Raw genomic sequence first — 17,455 nt, 5'->3', positions numbered from 1 at the left:
TTTGTACTACTGGGTACAATCTTGCAGACGGGAACCAGCATGCAACGAATTCCCACGTTCCGAAGCCCGATCCGCGGCGTCTGGTTCACGTCGGTCCTCGCATCCGTCCTGCTCGTCGTCCTGCCGATCGTGACGATCACCGGATTCTTTTCCTGGGCCGCATACGGTCCTCAGTTCGGCCAGGCCATGCCCGGCGACGTCGGATGGTTACGGATACCGTCGTTCGACTGGCCGACCGAACCTGCCTGGCTCTACCGGCTCACCCAGGGCCTGCACGTGGGACTCGGTCTGGTCATGGTGCCGATCGTGCTGGCCAAGCTGTGGTCGGTGATTCCGAAGCTGATCGAGATGCCCCCGATTCGCAGCGTGGCGCATCTGCTGGAACGAGTGTCGTTACTGGCGTTGGTCGGTGGCATACTCTTCGAGATCATCACCGGTGTGCTGAACATTCAGTACGACTACATCTTCGGATTCAGCTTCTACACCGCGCACTACTGGGGAGCCTGGGTGTTCGTCGCCGGCTTCGTCGCCCATGTGGTGTTGAAGTTTCCGACCATGGTGACCGCGCTGCGAACCCGCCCGTTCCTCGAGCTGATGCGCATCAGGGTGGCCGACACGGTGCCCGACGCCGACGACGAATCAGGCCTTGCTGCAACCGATCCCGCTCCGGCGACGATCAGCCGCCGCGGTGCCCTCAGCCTCGTGGGCGGCAGCGCATTGTTCGTCGCCGTGCTGAGTGTCGGGCAGACGACAGGCGGGCCACTGCGCGGGGCAGCGCTCCTGCTTCCCCGAGGGCGTTCGTACGGCGACGGTCCCAACGACTTCCAGATCAATCGCACTGCACGATCCGCGGGCGTCACCGATGCGCAGACTGGAGATTCGTGGCGGCTGACCGTATCGGCCGGCGGTACCGCCGTAGTACTCGCTCGAGCTCAACTCGAGCAGATGGACCTGCATACCGTCGAACTCCCGATCTCCTGTGTCGAAGGCTGGTCGACGGTACAGACGTGGACCGGTGTTCCACTGCGCGATCTGGCGGCGCTCGTGGGCATCGATTCTGCCGATACCGGTGAGGTGCGGTCGCTCGAACCCGTCGGTTCGTTCAATCGCGTCACCTTCGGAGGACATCAGATGATGCATCCCGATTCGCTTCTCGCACTGAAGGTCAACGGGGCCGACCTGTCCCTCGATCACGGCTATCCTGCTCGGATCATGATGCCGGCAATACCCGGAGTGCATGCCACCAAATGGATCGAATCAGTCGAATTCTTCGGGGAGGGAGCATGAGTACGTTTCGGGCGAGGTACGGCGCAGGCCCCGTGCATCTCGCGGTCACGGCCTTCTGTCTCGCCCTGTCCGGAGCGGTGGTCCTGACGATCGGCTTTCCGGCCCTGTGGAACACCGACACGTGGTGGCAGTCCATCGGACTGTGGTTCGTCGGCGCGGCCGTGGTGCACGATGCGATCCTGTTCCCGTTGTACGCGGTACTCGACAGAACTCTGGTTGCTCGACTGGGCAGGTTCGTCAACGCGGTACGCATTCCTGCGCTCGGAGCGGGACTGAGCCTGTTGCTGTTCGCACCGGGGATCTTCGCGCACGGAAGCGAGACATACGAGGCCGCCACGGGTCAGACCCAGGAGCCGTACGCGATGCGATGGCTGTTGCTGGTCGCGGGGATGTTCGCGGCCAGCGCGGCGTTCTACGGCGGCCGCGAAGTACTTCGGAGGCTACGCACCCGCCCCGTTGGCGATAACCCGAAACGGCAGCACGCGCCCAACTAGGCTCGGTGGCATGAGTGGCGAGTATCGGCAGGCCTTCGACGACAGTATCCACAACCGCGAGCAATTCTGGCTGTCTGCGGCGGCAGACGTCGACTGGGACACCCCACCGACCACCGCGTTCGACGGCTCGCACTGGTTTCCCGGTGCCCGCCTGAACACCTGTTTCAATGCCCTCGACCGGCATGTCGACGCCGGGCACGGCGACCGGACCGCATTGATCTACGACTCGGCGATGCTCGGACTGACCCGCAGCTACACCTACGCCGAACTGCTCGATCGGGTCGCTCGTTTCGCCGGGGTGTTGAGCAGCAACGGCGTCTCCCTCGGCGACCGCGTGGTGATCTACCTGCCGATGATTCCCGAGGCAGTGATCGCCATGCTCGCGTGCGCCAGGCTCGGCGCGGTGCACTCGGTGGTGTTCGGCGGCTTCGCGGCCAAAGAGCTGGCGGCGAGAATCGACGACGCCGAGCCGGTCCTGCTGATCACTGCCGCCGGCGGGTTCGAGCCTGGTCGAGTCGTCGAATACCTCCCCTTGGTGCAGCGCGCCCTGACTCTCACGACGGCGACCGTCCCCGCGGTGATCGTCAAGGCCCGCGACGGCATCGCAGGCAGCCACGACTGGTTGGACTGGGACACTCTCATCGCCGACGCCCCCGCCGCCCAACCGGTTTCGGTGCAGGCGACGGATCCGCTGTACATCCTCTACACCTCGGGCACGACCGGTAAGCCCAAGGGTGTGGTGCGCGACAACGGCGGTCATGCCGTCGCGCTGACGTGGTCGATGCGCAACATCTACGACGTCGGTGCCGGTCAGGTGATGTGGACGGCGTCCGATGTCGGCTGGGTCGTCGGACACTCCTACATCGTCTACGGACCGCTGTTCGCCGGTGCCACAGCGGTTCTCTACGAGGGCAAACCCGTCGGAACTCCCGATGCAGGCGCGTTCTGGCGGGTGATCCAGGATCACGGCGTCCGCGCGTTGTTCACCGCGCCGACGGCCTTGCGTGCCATCCGGAAGGTCGACCCACACGCCGCCGAGCTCGAGAAGTACGACACCTCGTCGCTCGAGACACTGTTCGTCGCCGGTGAACGCCTCGATCCCGATACCTACGAGTGGATTTCGCGAACCCTGGACCGCCCCGTCGTCGACCACTGGTGGCAGACCGAAACCGGCTGGGCGATCTGCGCGAATCTTCGTGGCCTCGAACCACTTCCGATCAAACCCGGATCACCGACGGTACCGGTGCCGGGATTCCAGGTCGGTATCCTCGACGCGGCCGGTGCGCCGGTGGACGCAGGCACCGAGGGCAACATCGTCGTGCAGCTGCCACTGCCACCGGGCGCGCTGGTGGGACTCTGGAACGACGAATCACGGTTCCAGCGTTCGTATCTGGACACGTTCCCGGGCTACTACCTCACCGGCGATTCCGGGTACATCGACGCCGACGGGTACGTCTACGTGCTGGGCCGCAGTGACGACGTCATCAACGTGGCCGGCCACCGCCTGTCCACCGGGTCGATGGAGGCCGTGCTGGCCGGTCACCCCGCCGTCGCCGAATGCGCCGTCATCGGAATCCACGACGACCTCAAAGGCCAGCGTCCCAGCGGCTACGTGGTGCTCAAGGCCGGGGAGACCATCACCGAGGATCAGCTGCGTACCGAACTGGTGGCCATGGTCCGCGATCAGATCGGTGCACTCGCGACGTTCCGGGACGTGACGATCGTCGGTGCCCTGCCGAAGACCCGCTCGGGCAAGATCCTGCGGAAGACGATGCGGCAGATCGTCGCCGGCGAGGAGTACGGCGTGCCGTCGACCATCGAGGATCCCGCCGTACTCGATGCGCTGGAGAAGTTGCTCGGCAGATAGGCGGCACCAATTCGCACAACGATGGCCGAAACCCGCGCGCCAGGGGTCGTTCGCGCGAGATAGCGTCGTGCTCATGACAGATCTCGACACCCGTCCCGCCGTCGATTGGCTCGCCCTCGGTGCAGTCACCGTCACGGTGATCTCGTGGGCCTCGGCCTTCGTCGCGATTCGCGGCGTCGGCGAATCCTTCGGGGCGGGCCCGCTCGCGCTGGGTCGGCTGCTGATCGGATCTGTGGCACTCGGCGCGATAGTTGTGGCCAGAAGACAGTGGGTCAGGCCCAACCGCACACAGTGGCTGCAGATCGTCAGTATCGGCGTGTTCTGGTTCGGCATCTACAACGTCGCCCTCAATGCCGCCGAGCAACGCGTCGATGCCGGTACGACGTCGATGATCATTCAGATCGGTCCGATTCTGGTCGCCCTGTTCGCGGGTCTGCTTCTGGGCGAGGGCTTTCCGAAGTGGTTGGTGATCGGTGCGGGCATAGCGTTCGCCGGCGCGGTCATGGTCGGTGTCGTCACGGCGGTGACCACGACGTCGACCACCAAGACCGACGCCGATTTCCTCGGCATCGCTCTGTGCCTGGTGTCCGCGGTGACCTACGCCATCGGAGTGCTGAGCCAGAAGCCGGTGCTGCGCACAATCCCCGGACTTCAGGTGACGTGGATGGCATGCACCATCGGCGCGGCGTGCACGCTGCCCTTCGCACCGGCGCTGCTCGACGACCTCGGGGCCGCCTCGGCCGGTGCCACCGGCGGATTGATCTACCTCGGCCTGGTCCCGACGGCACTGGCCTTCAGCACCTGGGCCTATGCGCTGACGCGGATGAACGCCGGCAAGCTCGGAATCACCACGTACGCCGTGCCACCGATCACGATCACGCTGGCCTGGCTCCTGTTGGGTGAGGTGCCGCATTACCTCGCCGTGGTCGGTGGAGTGATCTGCCTGGTGGGCGTCGGGTTGTCCCGCAGAAGATAGGGGTCACTCCGCAGGCTCCGCTCCCGCAGGAGAATGGGGTCACTCCGCAGGCTCCGCTCCCGCGCTAGATCGCCTTGAAGCGGGTGATCGCCACCTCACGCTCGTGCTTGTGGTCGACGATCGGATCCACGTAGTCCTTGGGTCGACCGAACTTCAACGTGTGCACGGCTTTTCCTTCTTCGCCGCGCAGCTCCGGCACCCAGCGTCGGACGTAGTCCCCGGTGGGGTCGAACTTCTCGCCCTGAGTGATCGGGTTGAACACGCGAAAGTACGGCGAGGCGTCGGTACCGGTTCCGGCGGTCCATTGCCACCCGTGCTGATTGTTGGCCAGATCGCCGTCGACGAGGTGCTGCATGAAGTAGCGCGCTCCCCGCCACCACGGCAGATGCAGATCCTTGACGAGGAACGACGCCACGATCATCCGCACTCGATTGTGCATCCACTTCTCGGAGTTCAGCTGCCGCATACCGGCATCGACGATCGGAAAGCCCGTTTCGCCCTTGCACCAGGCGTCGAACAACTCGTCGGCGTGCTTGCCCGAGTCCAGTTCGATGGCGTCGAACTTCTTGACGTAGTTCTCCCTGGCACTGTCGGGTCGCTGAAAGAGGATGTCGGCGTAGAAGTCTCGCCAGCAGATCTGTCTGCGGTACGACGCCGCACCCTCGCTGCGGAGCTTTCCCAGGTCGGCCAACATCGTCCGTGGATGAATGGTTCCGTACTTCAGATGCACCGACATCCGGCTCGTCGAGTCGAGATCGGGACGGTTGCGCTCGTCGTCGTAGGCCGAGACCTCGTCGAGGAATTCCTTCCACTGCTTCGACGCAGCTGCCTCACCCGCCGCCGCGTCGGATGCATCCTTCTCGGAGGGAATCTTCACTCGCCGAACGCCTTTTACCTCGTCCGGGTCGATCCAGTCGGCGGAGTCGGCCGATGTGTCCGCCGGACCGCGCCACCCGTGTTCCAGCCACTGGCGCGAGTACGGCGTGAACACCTTGTACGGCTCCCCGTCGTTCTTGACGATCCGCCCGGGGGCGACCGCGTACGGAGACCCGGTCTCGACCAGAGTCACCTTCTCGCCCACACGCTTGTCTCGCTCGCGCCCGTACGGACCGTAGTCGGCGCTGATGTGCACGTCCTCGGTGCCGATCGCCTTCGCCACCTTCGGGACCACCGTCGCGGGGTCACCGTGGACGACCATCAACCGGCCGTCGAGTTGCTGGTCGAGTGCTTCGAGCGACCGGAACAGAAAATCCTTGCGCGGTCCACCGGACGGCTTCAGCAGCCGATCGTCGAGCACGAAGAGCCCGAGCACCGGGTCTCCCGACTCGGCAGCGGCGGTGAGGGTGGGCAGATCCCCCAGACGGAGATCACGGCGAAACCAGACGATCGACATGCTTTGAGTCTTACCCACCGCGGTCCCGAGCAATCCCCGGCTCGACCCTTCGATTCTCAGAGAACCGCCAACCACGACTCACCAAGGCCGCAACAACGACCTCTAGCTTGGGATATACCGAACAGACAAGGAGAACATCATGACGAACACACGCCCCTTCCCCGGTGCACTCTCCCTGATCGACAGCACCTGCACCTTCGAGAAGTACTACGAGCAGCTCTACGCAAAGGCACCCGCACTGGCCTGGTCGCTCGATGCCGACACCGGCCGCCGCAGTGCCCTCGAGGACTTCTTCGCCAAGACGCCCGAGGAACGCCGCACCACCGTCGACAGCTGGGTTGCATAGCATTGGTCCGGTGACCGAATCGCCGAGCACCCCCGCCACCGTTCTCGTCGTCGACGACGACGCAGACGTGTTGTCGTCACTGCAACGCGGCCTGCGCCTGTCCGGGTTCACCGTCATCACCGCGTCGGACGGTGCGGAGGCGCTCGGCGTCGTGTCGCGATCGATGCCTCACGCCATCGTGCTCGACATCAACATGCCGGTGCTCGACGGTGCCAGCGTGGTGACCGCGTTGCGCGCCATGGGAAACGACATCCCGATCTGCGTACTCAGTGCCCGCAGCTCGGTCGACGATCGCATCGCCGGACTCGAATCCGGTGCCGACGACTACCTCACCAAACCGTTCGTGTTGGCCGAGCTCGTCGCTCGGATCCGAGCCATGCTGCGTCGTCGCGGCACCGGTCCGGTTGTGCCGGTGGCAGATTCGGGCGCACCGAACTCGGCCGTCGCGATCGGCACCCTGGTGGTCGACATCCCCGGCTATCGCGTCCACCGCGGCGGAGCCGACATCGACCTGACCAAGCGCGAATTCGAGTTGCTGGCGATCCTGGCTCGCAACAAGGGCGTCGTTCTCACACGTGAACGACTGCTCGAACTGGTCTGGGGCTACGACTTCGTTGCCGACACCAACGTCGTCGACGTGTTCGTCGGATATCTCCGACGCAAACTCGAGGCCGACGGGTCGCCGCGCATCCTGCACACGGTCCGCGGGGTCGGCTTCGTCGTCCGGGACGCCCCATGAGCTTCTCGCTGCGCGCCCGAGTGGCCGCGGCCACCGCTCTCGGAGCCACCCTGGTGGTGGCCGCCCTCGCGGTGGTCACCTCGGTCGCCATCTCCCGCAACAACGTCAATCAGCTCGACGAACGTCTGACGACGGCCTCGCAGGTGCTGGTCCCGAACTCGTCGACGTTGGAGGCCTTCATCGATCAGCTGTCCGGCGCGTTCGCCGTCACGATTCGCAGTGGCGACATCGTGGTCGCATCGACCCCGACGCGGCTGCCTGCGCTGGCGGCCGGATCCCAGACCGTCGACGTGGACGGTCAACGGTTCCGGGTCTACACGGCAGTATCGACCGTTGTCTCGTCCATCTCCATCTCGATCGGTGTGCCCGCCATCGAAGCTCAACAAGTGACCAACGAGCAACAGAAGCAGGTACTCCTGTTGGGACTGGCCGCGATCGCCGTGTCGACGGGCCTGGGTTGGCTCTTCGGCGGACGGGCCGTGAGACCGCTGGTGACGTTGACCCGTCAGGTCAGTGCCCAGCCACCGACCGCTCCCGAAACCCGCACGGGCGTCACCGAAGCCGACGAACTCGCCGTCGCCATCGGGGGCATGCTGACCAGGCTGAACGAGGCTCAGGAACGCACCAATGCCGCGCTCGACACTGCCCGCGATTTCGCGGCCGTCTCTGCGCACGAGCTCCGCACCCCGCTGACCGCGATGCGCACGGACATCGAGGTGCTCAGAACCCTCGATCTCGAGCGCGCGCAGCAGCAGGAGATTCTGGGCGACCTCGAACGGACACAGGGACGAGTGGAGACGACGCTGACAGCCTTGGAGCGACTGGCGTCGGGTGAATTGTCCAGCGAGGCCGACAGAGTCGAGACCGACATCATCGACATCTGCGACGTCGCAGCCCAGGATGCGCAGCGACTGCATCCGGGCCTCGACATACGGGTCGAGTCCGCCCCCGACTGCGAGATCACGATGCGTGCCCTGCCGACCGGCCTTCGGCTGGCCGTCGACAACGTGATCGGAAACGCCGTTCGGCACGGCGACGCGACGTCGATCGTCATCACCGCCGAGCGCGAGGGCACGACGGTACGCGTCCTGGTCGACGACAACGGATCCGGCGTTCCCCTCGATGAACGCGAGACGGTCTTCGGCCGGTTCGAGCGCGGCACCCGAGCGGCCAAGGGCGGCTCGGGACTCGGCCTGGCGCTGGTGGCTCAGCAAGCCCAATTGCACGGCGGGCGGGCCTGGTTCACCGACAGTCCACTGGGCGGAGCGAGATTGGTGCTGGAGCTGCAGGACAGCTGAAGTACGGCAGTCTTTACGCGGGGGAAACCTGCGGGTCCATCCGATCCGAGGATCATGTACCCATGCACACGTCGTCGGACTTCTTCGTCCCCACCATCGACATCTCGCCGTACGTTCTGGACGGTGCCACCGCGGCGGCCGACGGGACCGACCGGCGCAGCGTCGCGTCGGACATCGATTACGCTTGCAGCACAGTCGGTTTCATGCAGATTCTCGGACACGGGATCCCCGAGGACACCGTGACCGGCCTGGCGTCGGCGATGGATTCGTTCTTCGGACTCGAACCGGCGGCGAAGCGGGCCTACATCTGCCCACCCGAACGCAACCGCGGGTACACCGCTCCGAAGAGCGAATCGCTGAGCCTGAGCCTGGGAGTCGAATCGGCGTCGGGCACGAACGACTGGTTCGAGGCCTTCAACGTCGGGACGGGCGAGGCGAACACCTGGCCCGAGTGCGCGGGGTTCCAGCGCGCCGTCGAACGGTACTTCGCCGAGGCAGCGCGCGTGGCCCGGACGCTGACCACCGTGTTCGCCGACGCACTCGGTGTGGCCCCGACCGTGTTCTCCGACATCACCGATCGCTCGCTCGACACCCTGCGGATGAACAACTACGCGCTGGACCCCGGCCTGCGTGTGCCGGACACCGAGCTCACCGGGATGAGCGAGCACACCGACTACGGATTGGTGACGGTGCTGTGGGCCGATCGAGTGCCCGGTCTGCAAGTTCTCGGCATCGACCGACGGTGGCACGACGTGCAACCCGTCGAGGGAGCGATGCTGGTGAACCTGGGTGATCTGACGGCCCGACTGACCAACGATCGCTGGGTGTCGACGCTGCATCGCGTGCGTCCGCCGATTGCCGACGGAACGATTCAGCGCAGGCGCTCTGCCGCCTTCTTCCACGACGGCAACCTCGACGCGGTGATCGCGCCGTTGCCGTCGTGCATCGAGCCCGGTGACGTGGCCCGGTACGAACCGGTGACGGTAGCCCAGCACATTGCCGCCAAGCTCGCGGGTTCCCGAGGGGGAAAGGCCAACACCTCGGCAACCCGCGAGGCCGAGCGGGTACGCAGCGCCGTCACCTGACCTGCTGGTGCTTCGAGTGCAGTTATTTGACGTCGAGCAGGTCGATGACGAACACGAGCGTCTTGCCGGACAGGCGGTGACCTGCGCCGGCGGGGCCGTAGGCGAGCTCCGGCGGAATGGTGAGCTGACGGCGTCCGCCGACCTTCATTCCGGGGATGCCGTCTTGCCAACCCTGAATGAGTCCGCGTAACGGGAACTGGATGGATTCGCCGCGGTTCCAGGACGAGTCGAACTCTTCGCCCGAATCGAACTCGACTCCGACGTAATGCACCTCCACGGTGCCGCCTGCGACTGCCTCTGCGCCGTCACCCTCGACGAGGTCGACCGTCACCAGGTCCAATGGTGCTGGTCCGGCCTGAAATTCGATCACTGGCTTCGTCACTGAAGTCTCCTGCGGTTGATGCCGGCCCGCCGACGCCGGCTGTGAAGCTCTGGGCATATTCCGCTTCGACTTTACGTCGTGATGGTCAACCGATCGGAGCTGGCATCAAATTCGTCTGGTATTCGCAGGTCAGCGTGTTGCCGGTTGCGGGGTCGGCCATCTCGACCTTCCACGCGTCGGAGAACTGATTCACCCCGTGATGCATCGAGATGGTGCCCGAGATCAAGACCGTTCCACGCGCGAACAGACCGCGCTCGGTGAGTACGTCGAGCCAGTACTGCGGAGCGAGAAGATCACCGAGAGTTCCGGACTGGATGAGAACTCCGTCGGCCCAACCGGTCAAGGTGATCCCGTCCAGTCGGTCGGCCACCTCGCTCAACCGCCACGCACCGGTACCGAGCACGTCGGGAGCGGCGTTCTTGCTCCACGCGACGCTGTGCACTTCAAGGTCACGGTCGGTGTGGTCGCATGCGACCGTGAGCAGCACGTCGTCGATGGTCTCGCCCAGGATCACCAGAGCCCACTCGGCCTCGCCCGAGGTGCGTCCGTGTTGAACCGCGACGGCATCGGTCTGCTGCGCCAGATACGGCGAGATGGGGTACAGCGCCGGGGTAACCGTGGGAGCCGGCACGCCCAGTTCGGCCAACTCTGCGATGTGCGACGCCACCTCTTCCTGGTTGCGACCGGCATAGCCCGCATTGAGCAGCGCGGTCACTTCTACCGACTCGGTCGTGCCGTCGGGCAACGTGAATGTGAGCATCAGTAAGGACCCTCTCCTCGTAAATTAATTGTTTCCGATGCGCTCAAAGCCTTGCGCATACGTCTTGTATACAGCAAGTATGGAGCGCGTACAACGGATAGAGTGATCCCAGGCACACAAAGGAGTCGTCATGACCGAACCAGTTTCGGTGGATAGAAAAGGCCTGGCCAAGGCCTTTGCCGCCAGCCTGACCGGAACGGCGTTGGAGTGGTACGACTTCGCCGTCTACTCGGCCGCAGCAGCGCTGGTGTTCCCGCTGGTCTTCTTCCCCGACAGCGATCCGCTGACCGGCACATTGCTTGCCTTCTCGACCTACGCGGTCGGATACATCGCCCGTCCAGTAGGTGGATTCGTCTTCGGGCGACTCGGCGACGTCATCGGCCGAAAACAACTTCTCGTCATCACCCTGCTGTTGATCGGCGTCACGACGTTCGCCATCGGTCTGATCCCCGGATACGACACCATCGGCATCGCGGCCCCGATCATCCTCGTCACCATGCGCTTCTGCCAGGGCGTTGCCGTCGGCGGCGAGTGGGGCGGAGCCGTTCTGCTCTCCAGCGAATACGGCGATCCCCGCAAGCGCGGCTTCTGGTCCTCCGCAGCGCAGATCGGACCACCGGCGGGCAACCTGCTCGCCAACGGCGCACTGGCAATCCTGACTCTGTCGCTCACCGACCAGCAGTTCGAGTCCTGGGGCTGGCGTGTTGCATTCCTCTTCTCGGCCGTTCTCGTCGGTTTCGGTCTGTGGATCCGCTTGAAGCTCGAGGACACGCCGGTGTTCAAAGCACTTCAGGAGAGCGGCGATCGCTCGGAAGCCCCGATCAGCGAAGTGTTCAAGACGGAACTGCGACCACTGGTGGCAGGCATCATGTCCCGCGTCGCACCCGACGTCATCTACGCACTGTTCACGGTCTTCTCGATCACCTACGGAACGCAGAAACTGGGCTTCGAGCGCAGCGAGGTGTTGACGGCAATTCTGGTCGGATCCGCCTGCCAACTCGGCTTGATCCCGCTTGCCGGAGCGGTCTCCGACCGCATCAACCGACGCCTGGTCTACGGCGTCGCGGCCGTGGGCGGCGTTGCCTGGAGCGCGATCTTCTTCCTCGTCATCGGCGGTGGATCCCTACCGCTGCTGATCCTCGGCGTCGTCGTCGGCCTGGCGTTCCACTCGTTCATGTACGGACCGCAGGCCGCCTTCGTCACCGAGCAGTTCAGCGTTCGACTCCGCTCGACCGGCAGCTCGTTGGCGTACACGATCGCCGGAGTGTTCGGTGGAGCGATGGCACCGCTGATCTTCGTGTACCTGCTCGACAAGACCGACAGTTGGGTACCGATCGCCGGATACATCGTCATCGTCGGCGCGGTGACGCTGGTCGGCCTGGCACTGGGACGCAACCCCGACCCCACCGAGGACGAGCATTACGTGCTACTGAATCAGGAACACGAAAAGGCTACGCGCGCAGCAGAGTCTGAAGTGTGACCTCGAGGTGAGCGTCGATCTTCTCGTGCACCAGGCCCTCGTCGCCGACACTCAGTGCGTCGATGATGGCCTGGTGCTCGGCGCACACGCGGTGCTGCCGGTTGGCCGCGGTGAACAGAGCGCTCAGACCGACCCGCAGCTGCCGAGCACGCAGACCCGCGTAGGTGCGGGAGAGGAGATCGCTGCCCGCCGAATCGATCAAACTCTGATGGAAGGTGCCGTCCCAGTCGATGAACTCCTTCGGCGCATCGGCACTGTCGGAGTTCATCAGCAATTCCTGCTGTTCGAGCGCATGCTGCATCGCCGCGATCGGAGCGTCCCCGGCGCGCAGCGCACGGGTGGCCGCATGCCGTTCGAGAACGCCGCGCAGATCCATCAGTTCGGCGATCTGCCGTCCGGACATGGCCGGCACATGCGCGCCGCGCTTGGGCACCATCTCGACCAGTCCCTCGGACTGCAACATCAGCAGCGCCTCACGCACCGGTGTCCGCGACACTCCGATACGCGTCGCGAGCTCCTGTTCGTTGAGAAACGTGCCGGTGGCCGCCGGTGACGACAACACCTGATCGCGTACGAACAGATATGCCTTGTCCCTCCCCGACAGTGGTTGCATACGATATGTATACCTGTCTTCCCCCGACGAAACCAGGAGTCAGACCGTGAGCTCGACTATCCGCATCAGCCTGGCCCAGATCACCAGTGGCGAACACCCCACCGAAAACCTCGAACTCGTCGACACCCACGCCCGTGCCGCCGCACACGCCGGTTCGGACGTCGTCGTGTTCCCCGAGGCGACCATGCGATGCTTCGGCGGACCCATCAGGAAAATCGCGGAGCCTCTCGACGGCGAGTGGGCGAACGCCGTGCGCTCCATCGCCTCCGACGCCGGCATCACCGTCGTGGCCGGAATGTTCACTCCAGCCCCGGACGACAGGGTGACGAACACCCTGCTCGTCACCGGGCCCGGCATCGACGCGAGCTACGACAAGATCCACCTGTTCGACGCATTCGGATTCGCCGAATCCGATACCGTCGCACCGGGTTCGGACCCGCTCGTGGTGGACATCGCCGGAGTTCGAGTGGGCTTCGCGACCTGCTACGACATCCGATTCCCCTCGCTGTTCCAGAAACTCGGCGACCTCGGAGCAGAGGTCGTCGTGGTTCCCGCGTCATGGGGATCGGGTGACGGCAAGGTCGAGCAATGGACCCTGCTCGCTCGCGCACGCGCGTTGGACTCGACCACCTTCATCGCAGCCTGCGACCAAGCCGAACCCGCTGCCGCCGAGGGTAATGCGCCGTTGGGCGTGGGACACAGCGTCGTCTGCTCCCCCACCGGCGAGATTCTCGGTCAGCTCGACGCGACACCGGGCATGCTGACCATCGACATCGACACAGGACTGGTCGACGCCGTACGCAAGACTCTGCCGGTGTTGGAGAACCGAGTCCATTTCGCGTGACGAATCCTGCTCGTTGCAGGTTCGGCTTTTCGCGAGATCTGGGGCGGGAACGCGGTTTCGGGTCACCTCCGCCGTGAAAACGTGGTGTGATGTCGCTTGTCGAACTGGAGAAGTGGCGGGGCACTTCCATCGTTTCACGAGGAGACGACGATGGTGCAGGTCAACCGACGGGATGCGGTAGCACTCGGGCTGAGCGCGGCGATGCTCGGCGGCTCGACAGCGAGCACGGCACGCGAGGCCGAACGTTCCGCGATCGACCGCAGAACACGAGGCCGTGTGAACGGCAACACGAATCGCATCCACGATGCCATCCCCGCTCCCTCTCTCGCACAGGGACTTTCGACATGAAACGACTACCACTTCGGGCCTGCCTCGATGGATCGACGCCGAATCATGCCATCTGCGGTGAGCAGGCATGACCGGAAGCACGCGTCCCAGTACCGGCCACAACGACCGGAGACGAAGCCGACCGTCGTGGTCGGTGTTCGACGCAGAACCGTTGATCTACGGGACGGTCATCATCATGACCGTGATGGTGGTGGGAGCGGACGATACGGACGTCGATTTCGGTGACGCGACAGGAATGATCCTCGGGCCGATGGTCGCGACTGCCGTCGCGCACCTCTTCTCGTCGTGGCTGGGATACGTGAACAGCCACCACCACATGCCCGACGGTGCCGACAGGCGCCATTTGCTCTGGCACTCGGCGCATTTCCTGCTGCTGACAGTGGTGCCTCTCATCATCATCGGGCTCGGACGGGTGAGCGGTCTGTGGTCGGCCTACGGCGCACTCGACACCATTTCCGATCTTGCGTTCCTGTTCCTTCTCGTCCTCGGAGCCGCCAGCGGCTGGCACGCCAGCAGGAGGAAATGGCGTGGGGCAATTCTCGGTGGCCTGGTTGCCATCGTCGTCGGTTTGATCGTCACAGTTCTCAAGGTCGTACTCGAACACTGACAACCGAGAAGGAGGAGCCGGCCATGGTTCTCCGCTCCGCCACCACCTCCGGTCGAGGCTGGGCCACGTTGGCTTTCGCAGTCGTACTCGTCCTGACGGCATGTTCTTCGTCCGAGGACCGGAGCGAGGAAGGGTTCACCGAGATGGACCCCGGTTCGGGCACGCTCGTGGCCTCGTCCGGCTTCGACGTCCGGCGGGACGGCTTCTCGTTCCCCAACTGGGGACCGCCGACCGCGGAGCATGGCCGAGGGCTCACACCGGCCTCGATGCAATCGCTGTTCGGAGATGCCGTGTGCACTCCCGGAACCGAGAGCGCCCAGTGCGTTCTCTCGCCGATGGGACGGGTGACCTCGGAGGTGTTCGAGAACGGAATGAACGGTGGTCACTGCTTCGGAATGGCAGCGGTCGCAGGGTTGGCCTACCGCAACTCGATCGACACCTCGTCCTTCGTCGCCCCCGGAGCGACATTGTTCGATGCACGCCCCTCCCCCGCGACCGATGCCGTGATCGCGCGATACTTCAACACTCAGGAGGTCGAACCGACAGCCGACTCCGAGATGTCCGAACCTGTGGACGAGGTGATCGATCGACTCACGTCCGCGTGGGCCGAAGGGCAGGACCATCTACTCGCCTTCTACACCGAGGACGGAACGTCCGGCCATGCCGTGACACCGATCGCGATACGCGATCTGGGAGACAGCAAACGTGGAATTGTCATCTACGACAACAACTATCCCGGTGTCGAGAAGATGATCGTCACCGATCCGGCCGCCGATACGTGGTACTACACCACCTCGGCAGACCCCGCCGACGACAGCTACCTGTTCTCCGGGACTCCGGACAATCAGTTGAAGTTGTTTCCTCTGGCCGAGATGACCGGCGTTCATCGGTGCCCCTCCTGCACGGAGGTCGGTGAGCCGGGCCAGGACTACCTGGTGCTGGTCACCGACGACACCAACGATCCCGTCGATGCGACCGATGTCGAATGGAGCTTGTCGGTGTCCGACACCGACCGGGTGCGACGGTCCGCGTTCATCAACAACGACAACACGGCGTTACTGGAGACCTCGACCGACACACCGATGCGGCTCACGCTCTCCGACGTCGCGGACAACGATCGCGACGCGTCGATCGACATCTCCATCCTGTCCGACGGATGGGTGGTTCGATCGACCTCCCTTCGCCTGCCTGCGGGCGCGTCGATCGTCGCCGAGGTCAGCCCCACCGAGCGATCGTTGACGCTCACGACCGACGCCCCCACCACGAGTGATTACACCGTCGCCATCGAGGATGCTCGGGGATCACGGTCTGCATTCGTCAGCACCATCGACCTACCCGTCGGCGGCAACCTCGTGGTCGCCCCGACGGATACGGACACCTTGCGCCTGAGCGACGGTGTAGGACAGGTGCTGCGCGAGGTGGCGATGACCTAGCAGCCACGCCGCCGCGAACTCGAAGTCGGGGATGGAATTCGACGCAAAACCGTCCATCACTTCGAGTTCGGCGAAGCCGGACCAACGACGACGCCGCCGGCTCCCCTGGGGAGCCGGCGGCGTCGTTGTACAGCGGGAGCTAGCGGGAGCCGACGTCCTGGTAGTCGCGCTCGGTGTAGCCGGTGTAGATCTGGCGCGGACGGCCGATCTTGCCGGTCGTGTCCTCGTTCTGCTCGCGCCAGTGCGCGATCCAGCCCGGGAGACGGCCCATCGCGAACAACACCGTGAACATGCGCGGCGGGAAGCCCATCGCGCGGTAGATCAGGCCGGTGTAGAAGTCGACGTTGGGGTAGAGCTTGCGCTCGACGAAGTAGTCGTCGGTCAGAGCGGTCTCCTCGAGCTTGAGAGCGATCTCGAGCAGTTCGTCGCCGTTGCCGAGCTTGCCGAGGATCGTGTGCGCAGTTTCCTTGACCAGCGTCGCGCGCGGATCGAAGTTCTTGTACACGCGGTGCCCGAAGCCCATGAGCTTGACGCCGTCTTCCTTGTTCTTTACTCGACGCAGGAAGTCGGTGGCGTCGCCGCCCTCGGCCTTGATCTTGTCCAGCATCTCGAGCACGGCCTGGTTGGCTCCGCCGTGCAGCGGGCCCCAGAGCGCGTTGATGCCGCCGGAGATCGAGGTGAACAGGTTGGCCTGCGAGGATCCGACGAGTCGCACCGTCGAGGTGGAGCAGTTCTGCTCGTGGTCGGCATGCAGGATGAGCAGCATGTCGAGTGCCTTGACGATCTCGGGATCCACCTCGTACGGCTCGGCCGGGAAGCCGAACGTCAGGCGCAGGAAGTTCTCGACCAGGCTCTTCGAGTTGTCCGGGTACAGGAACGGCTGACCGACGGACTTCTTGTAGGCGTACGCCGCGATGGTCGGCAACTTGGCCAGCAGACGGATGGTCGACAGCTCGACCTGCTCCGGGTCGTTGGGGTCGAGCGAGTCCTGGTAGTACGCCGACAGCGCGTTGACGGCACTCGACAGCACCGGCATCGGGTGAGCGTTGCGCGGGAACCCGTCGAAGAACCGCTTGAGGTCCTCGTGCAGCAGAGTGTGCCGACGGATCTTGTCGGTGAACTTCTCGAGCTGAGCCTCGGACGGCAGCTCCCCGTAGATCAGCAGGTAGCTGACCTCGATGAACGAAGACTTGCCCGCAAGCTGTTCGATCGGGTATCCGCGGTAGCGCAGGATGCCTGCGTCACCGTCGATGTAGGTGATGGCCGACTTGGTCGACGCGGTGTTGACGAACCCGCCGTCCAACGTCGTGTAGCCGGTGGTGGCCAGCAACTTTCCCAGCTCGATGCCGTTGTTGCCTTCGGAGGCCTCGGCAATCGACATGGAGTATTCGCCACCGGGATAGGTGAGGGTGGCTTTGGCATCATTCTCAGCGGGCACGAATGGTCCCTCTCGAACTCGTGTAACGGACACGTACTTGAAGCGGACAGTTCTAACGTCGATAG

18 protein-coding genes are annotated in these 17,455 nt (G+C 64.5%); 13 read left to right on the top strand and 5 right to left on the bottom strand.

The features are described from left to right. Positions 1-39: 39 nt before the first annotated feature. The 4 genes from CH276_RS07235 (at position 40) to CH276_RS07220 (ending at position 4,624) form a co-directional block, all read left to right on the top strand. Complete coding sequence (locus CH276_RS07235; RefSeq protein WP_094631277.1) at positions 40-1,287, top strand: molybdopterin-dependent oxidoreductase; 1,248 nt, start codon at positions 40-42, stop codon at positions 1,285-1,287. Next, positions 1,284-1,781 (top strand): hypothetical protein, encoded by a 498-nt coding sequence (locus tag CH276_RS07230; RefSeq protein ID WP_094631164.1) that lies wholly within the window; start codon positions 1,284-1,286, stop codon positions 1,779-1,781. Before CH276_RS07235 ends, CH276_RS07230 begins: the two co-directional genes overlap by 4 nt. Before the next feature lie 10 nt (positions 1,782-1,791). Then, positions 1,792-3,648 (top strand): propionyl-CoA synthetase, encoded by a 1,857-nt coding sequence (locus tag CH276_RS07225; RefSeq protein WP_094631163.1) that lies wholly within the window; start codon positions 1,792-1,794, stop codon positions 3,646-3,648. 73 nt (positions 3,649-3,721) lie between these two features. Next, the gene (locus CH276_RS07220; RefSeq protein WP_094631162.1) at positions 3,722-4,624 is read left to right on the top strand and encodes a DMT family transporter; all 903 of its coding nucleotides are present in this window, start codon (positions 3,722-3,724) and stop codon (positions 4,622-4,624) included. Between the two features lie 64 nt (positions 4,625-4,688). On the opposite strand, the gene CH276_RS07215 is transcribed toward CH276_RS07220, so the two are convergent. Next, on the bottom strand, positions 4,689-6,017 hold the full coding sequence (locus CH276_RS07215; RefSeq protein ID WP_094631276.1) for a cryptochrome/photolyase family protein: 1,329 nt from the start codon (positions 6,015-6,017) through the stop codon (positions 4,689-4,691). Positions 6,018-6,156: 139 nt separating this feature from the next. On the opposite strand from CH276_RS07215, the gene CH276_RS07210 reads away from it, so the two are divergent. From CH276_RS07210 to CH276_RS07195, 4 genes are all read left to right on the top strand, one after another. Next, positions 6,157-6,363 carry a hypothetical protein gene (locus tag CH276_RS07210; RefSeq protein WP_032395828.1) on the top strand — a complete coding sequence of 69 codons (207 nt, stop codon included), beginning with the start codon at positions 6,157-6,159 and terminating at the stop codon, positions 6,361-6,363. A gap of 10 nt (positions 6,364-6,373) precedes the next feature. Next, a complete protein-coding gene (locus CH276_RS07205) occupies positions 6,374-7,102 on the top strand; it encodes a response regulator transcription factor (RefSeq protein WP_045196584.1) in 729 nt (242 codons plus the stop codon). Next, positions 7,099-8,400, top strand: coding sequence for a sensor histidine kinase (locus CH276_RS07200; RefSeq protein ID WP_176459149.1), 1,302 nt, complete (start codon positions 7,099-7,101; stop codon positions 8,398-8,400). The genes CH276_RS07205 and CH276_RS07200 overlap by 4 nt, the downstream gene beginning before the upstream one ends. Before the next feature lie 62 nt (positions 8,401-8,462). Further along, positions 8,463-9,485, top strand: a complete 1,023-nt coding sequence (locus CH276_RS07195) for an isopenicillin N synthase family dioxygenase (RefSeq protein WP_094631161.1) — start codon at positions 8,463-8,465, stop codon at positions 9,483-9,485. A 22-nt stretch (positions 9,486-9,507) separates the two neighbouring features. Here the strand turns inward: CH276_RS07195 and CH276_RS07190 are convergent, their stop codons facing one another. Continuing rightward, positions 9,508-9,867, bottom strand: coding sequence for an FKBP-type peptidyl-prolyl cis-trans isomerase (locus CH276_RS07190; RefSeq protein ID WP_032377394.1), 360 nt, complete (start codon positions 9,865-9,867; stop codon positions 9,508-9,510). An 85-nt stretch (positions 9,868-9,952) separates the two neighbouring features. Beyond that, positions 9,953-10,627 (bottom strand): DUF2848 domain-containing protein, encoded by a 675-nt coding sequence (locus CH276_RS07185; protein WP_094631160.1) that lies wholly within the window; start codon positions 10,625-10,627, stop codon positions 9,953-9,955. A gap of 130 nt (positions 10,628-10,757) precedes the next feature. Here CH276_RS07185 and CH276_RS07180 point away from each other — a divergent pair, with 130 nt between their 5' ends. Further along, a complete protein-coding gene (locus tag CH276_RS07180) occupies positions 10,758-12,107 on the top strand; it encodes an MFS transporter (protein WP_032395832.1) in 1,350 nt (449 codons plus the stop codon). Here the strand turns inward: CH276_RS07180 and CH276_RS07175 are convergent. Beyond that, entirely contained in the window at positions 12,079-12,720 is a 642-nt protein-coding gene (locus CH276_RS07175; RefSeq protein ID WP_094631274.1) for a GntR family transcriptional regulator, read from the bottom strand. The genes CH276_RS07180 and CH276_RS07175 overlap by 29 nt on opposite strands. A 46-nt stretch (positions 12,721-12,766) precedes the next feature. Between CH276_RS07175 and CH276_RS07170 the strand changes: the two genes are divergently transcribed. The 4 genes from CH276_RS07170 (at position 12,767) to CH276_RS07160 (ending at position 15,952) form a co-directional block, all read left to right on the top strand. Then, positions 12,767-13,564, top strand: coding sequence for a carbon-nitrogen hydrolase family protein (locus tag CH276_RS07170; protein WP_254924292.1), 798 nt, complete (start codon positions 12,767-12,769; stop codon positions 13,562-13,564). Between the two features lie 150 nt (positions 13,565-13,714). Then, positions 13,715-13,912, top strand: coding sequence for a hypothetical protein (locus CH276_RS28160; protein ID WP_141214674.1), 198 nt, complete (start codon positions 13,715-13,717; stop codon positions 13,910-13,912). Positions 13,913-13,979: 67 nt separating this feature from the next. Beyond that, positions 13,980-14,519 (top strand): hypothetical protein, encoded by a 540-nt coding sequence (locus CH276_RS07165; RefSeq protein WP_094631159.1) that lies wholly within the window; start codon positions 13,980-13,982, stop codon positions 14,517-14,519. A 23-nt stretch (positions 14,520-14,542) separates the two neighbouring features. Beyond that, positions 14,543-15,952, top strand: coding sequence for a hypothetical protein (locus tag CH276_RS07160; RefSeq protein WP_094631158.1), 1,410 nt, complete (start codon positions 14,543-14,545; stop codon positions 15,950-15,952). Positions 15,953-16,091: 139 nt separating this feature from the next. Here CH276_RS07160 and CH276_RS07155 read toward each other — a convergent pair whose 3' ends face one another. After that, a complete protein-coding gene (locus tag CH276_RS07155; protein WP_032395834.1) occupies positions 16,092-17,390 on the bottom strand; it encodes a citrate synthase in 1,299 nt (432 codons plus the stop codon). Positions 17,391-17,455: the final 65 nt, after the last annotated feature.

It is taken from the genome of Rhodococcus sp. 06-470-2, assembly GCF_002258235.1.
Lineage (GTDB): Bacteria > Actinomycetota > Actinomycetes > Mycobacteriales > Mycobacteriaceae > Rhodococcoides.
Note: the sequence above shows the minus strand (reverse complement) of the source record. Positions and strands in the feature narration are given on the sequence as shown.

Excerpts from the sequence above, each read along its gene's own strand:
- CH276_RS07175 (WP_094631274.1), bottom strand. The coding sequence starts at position 12,720 with ATGCAACCACTGTCGGGGAGGGACAAGGCATATCTGTTCGTACGCGAT.
- CH276_RS07180 (WP_032395832.1), top strand. The coding sequence starts at position 10,758 with ATGACCGAACCAGTTTCGGTGGATAGAAAAGGCCTGGCCAAGGCCTTT.
- CH276_RS07225 (WP_094631163.1), top strand. The coding sequence starts at position 1,792 with ATGAGTGGCGAGTATCGGCAGGCCTTCGACGACAGTATCCACAACCGC.
- CH276_RS07160 (WP_094631158.1), top strand. The coding sequence starts at position 14,543 with ATGGTTCTCCGCTCCGCCACCACCTCCGGTCGAGGCTGGGCCACGTTG.
- CH276_RS07220 (WP_094631162.1), top strand. The coding sequence starts at position 3,722 with ATGACAGATCTCGACACCCGTCCCGCCGTCGATTGGCTCGCCCTCGGT.
- CH276_RS28160 (WP_141214674.1), top strand. The coding sequence starts at position 13,715 with ATGGTGCAGGTCAACCGACGGGATGCGGTAGCACTCGGGCTGAGCGCG.
- CH276_RS07200 (WP_176459149.1), top strand. The coding sequence starts at position 7,099 with ATGAGCTTCTCGCTGCGCGCCCGAGTGGCCGCGGCCACCGCTCTCGGA.
- CH276_RS07235 (WP_094631277.1), top strand. The coding sequence starts at position 40 with ATGCAACGAATTCCCACGTTCCGAAGCCCGATCCGCGGCGTCTGGTTC.
- CH276_RS07165 (WP_094631159.1), top strand. The coding sequence starts at position 13,980 with ATGACCGGAAGCACGCGTCCCAGTACCGGCCACAACGACCGGAGACGA.
- CH276_RS07210 (WP_032395828.1), top strand. The coding sequence starts at position 6,157 with ATGACGAACACACGCCCCTTCCCCGGTGCACTCTCCCTGATCGACAGC.
- CH276_RS07230 (WP_094631164.1), top strand. The coding sequence starts at position 1,284 with ATGAGTACGTTTCGGGCGAGGTACGGCGCAGGCCCCGTGCATCTCGCG.
- CH276_RS07185 (WP_094631160.1), bottom strand. The coding sequence starts at position 10,627 with ATGCTCACATTCACGTTGCCCGACGGCACGACCGAGTCGGTAGAAGTG.
- CH276_RS07215 (WP_094631276.1), bottom strand. The coding sequence starts at position 6,017 with ATGTCGATCGTCTGGTTTCGCCGTGATCTCCGTCTGGGGGATCTGCCC.
- CH276_RS07195 (WP_094631161.1), top strand. The coding sequence starts at position 8,463 with ATGCACACGTCGTCGGACTTCTTCGTCCCCACCATCGACATCTCGCCG.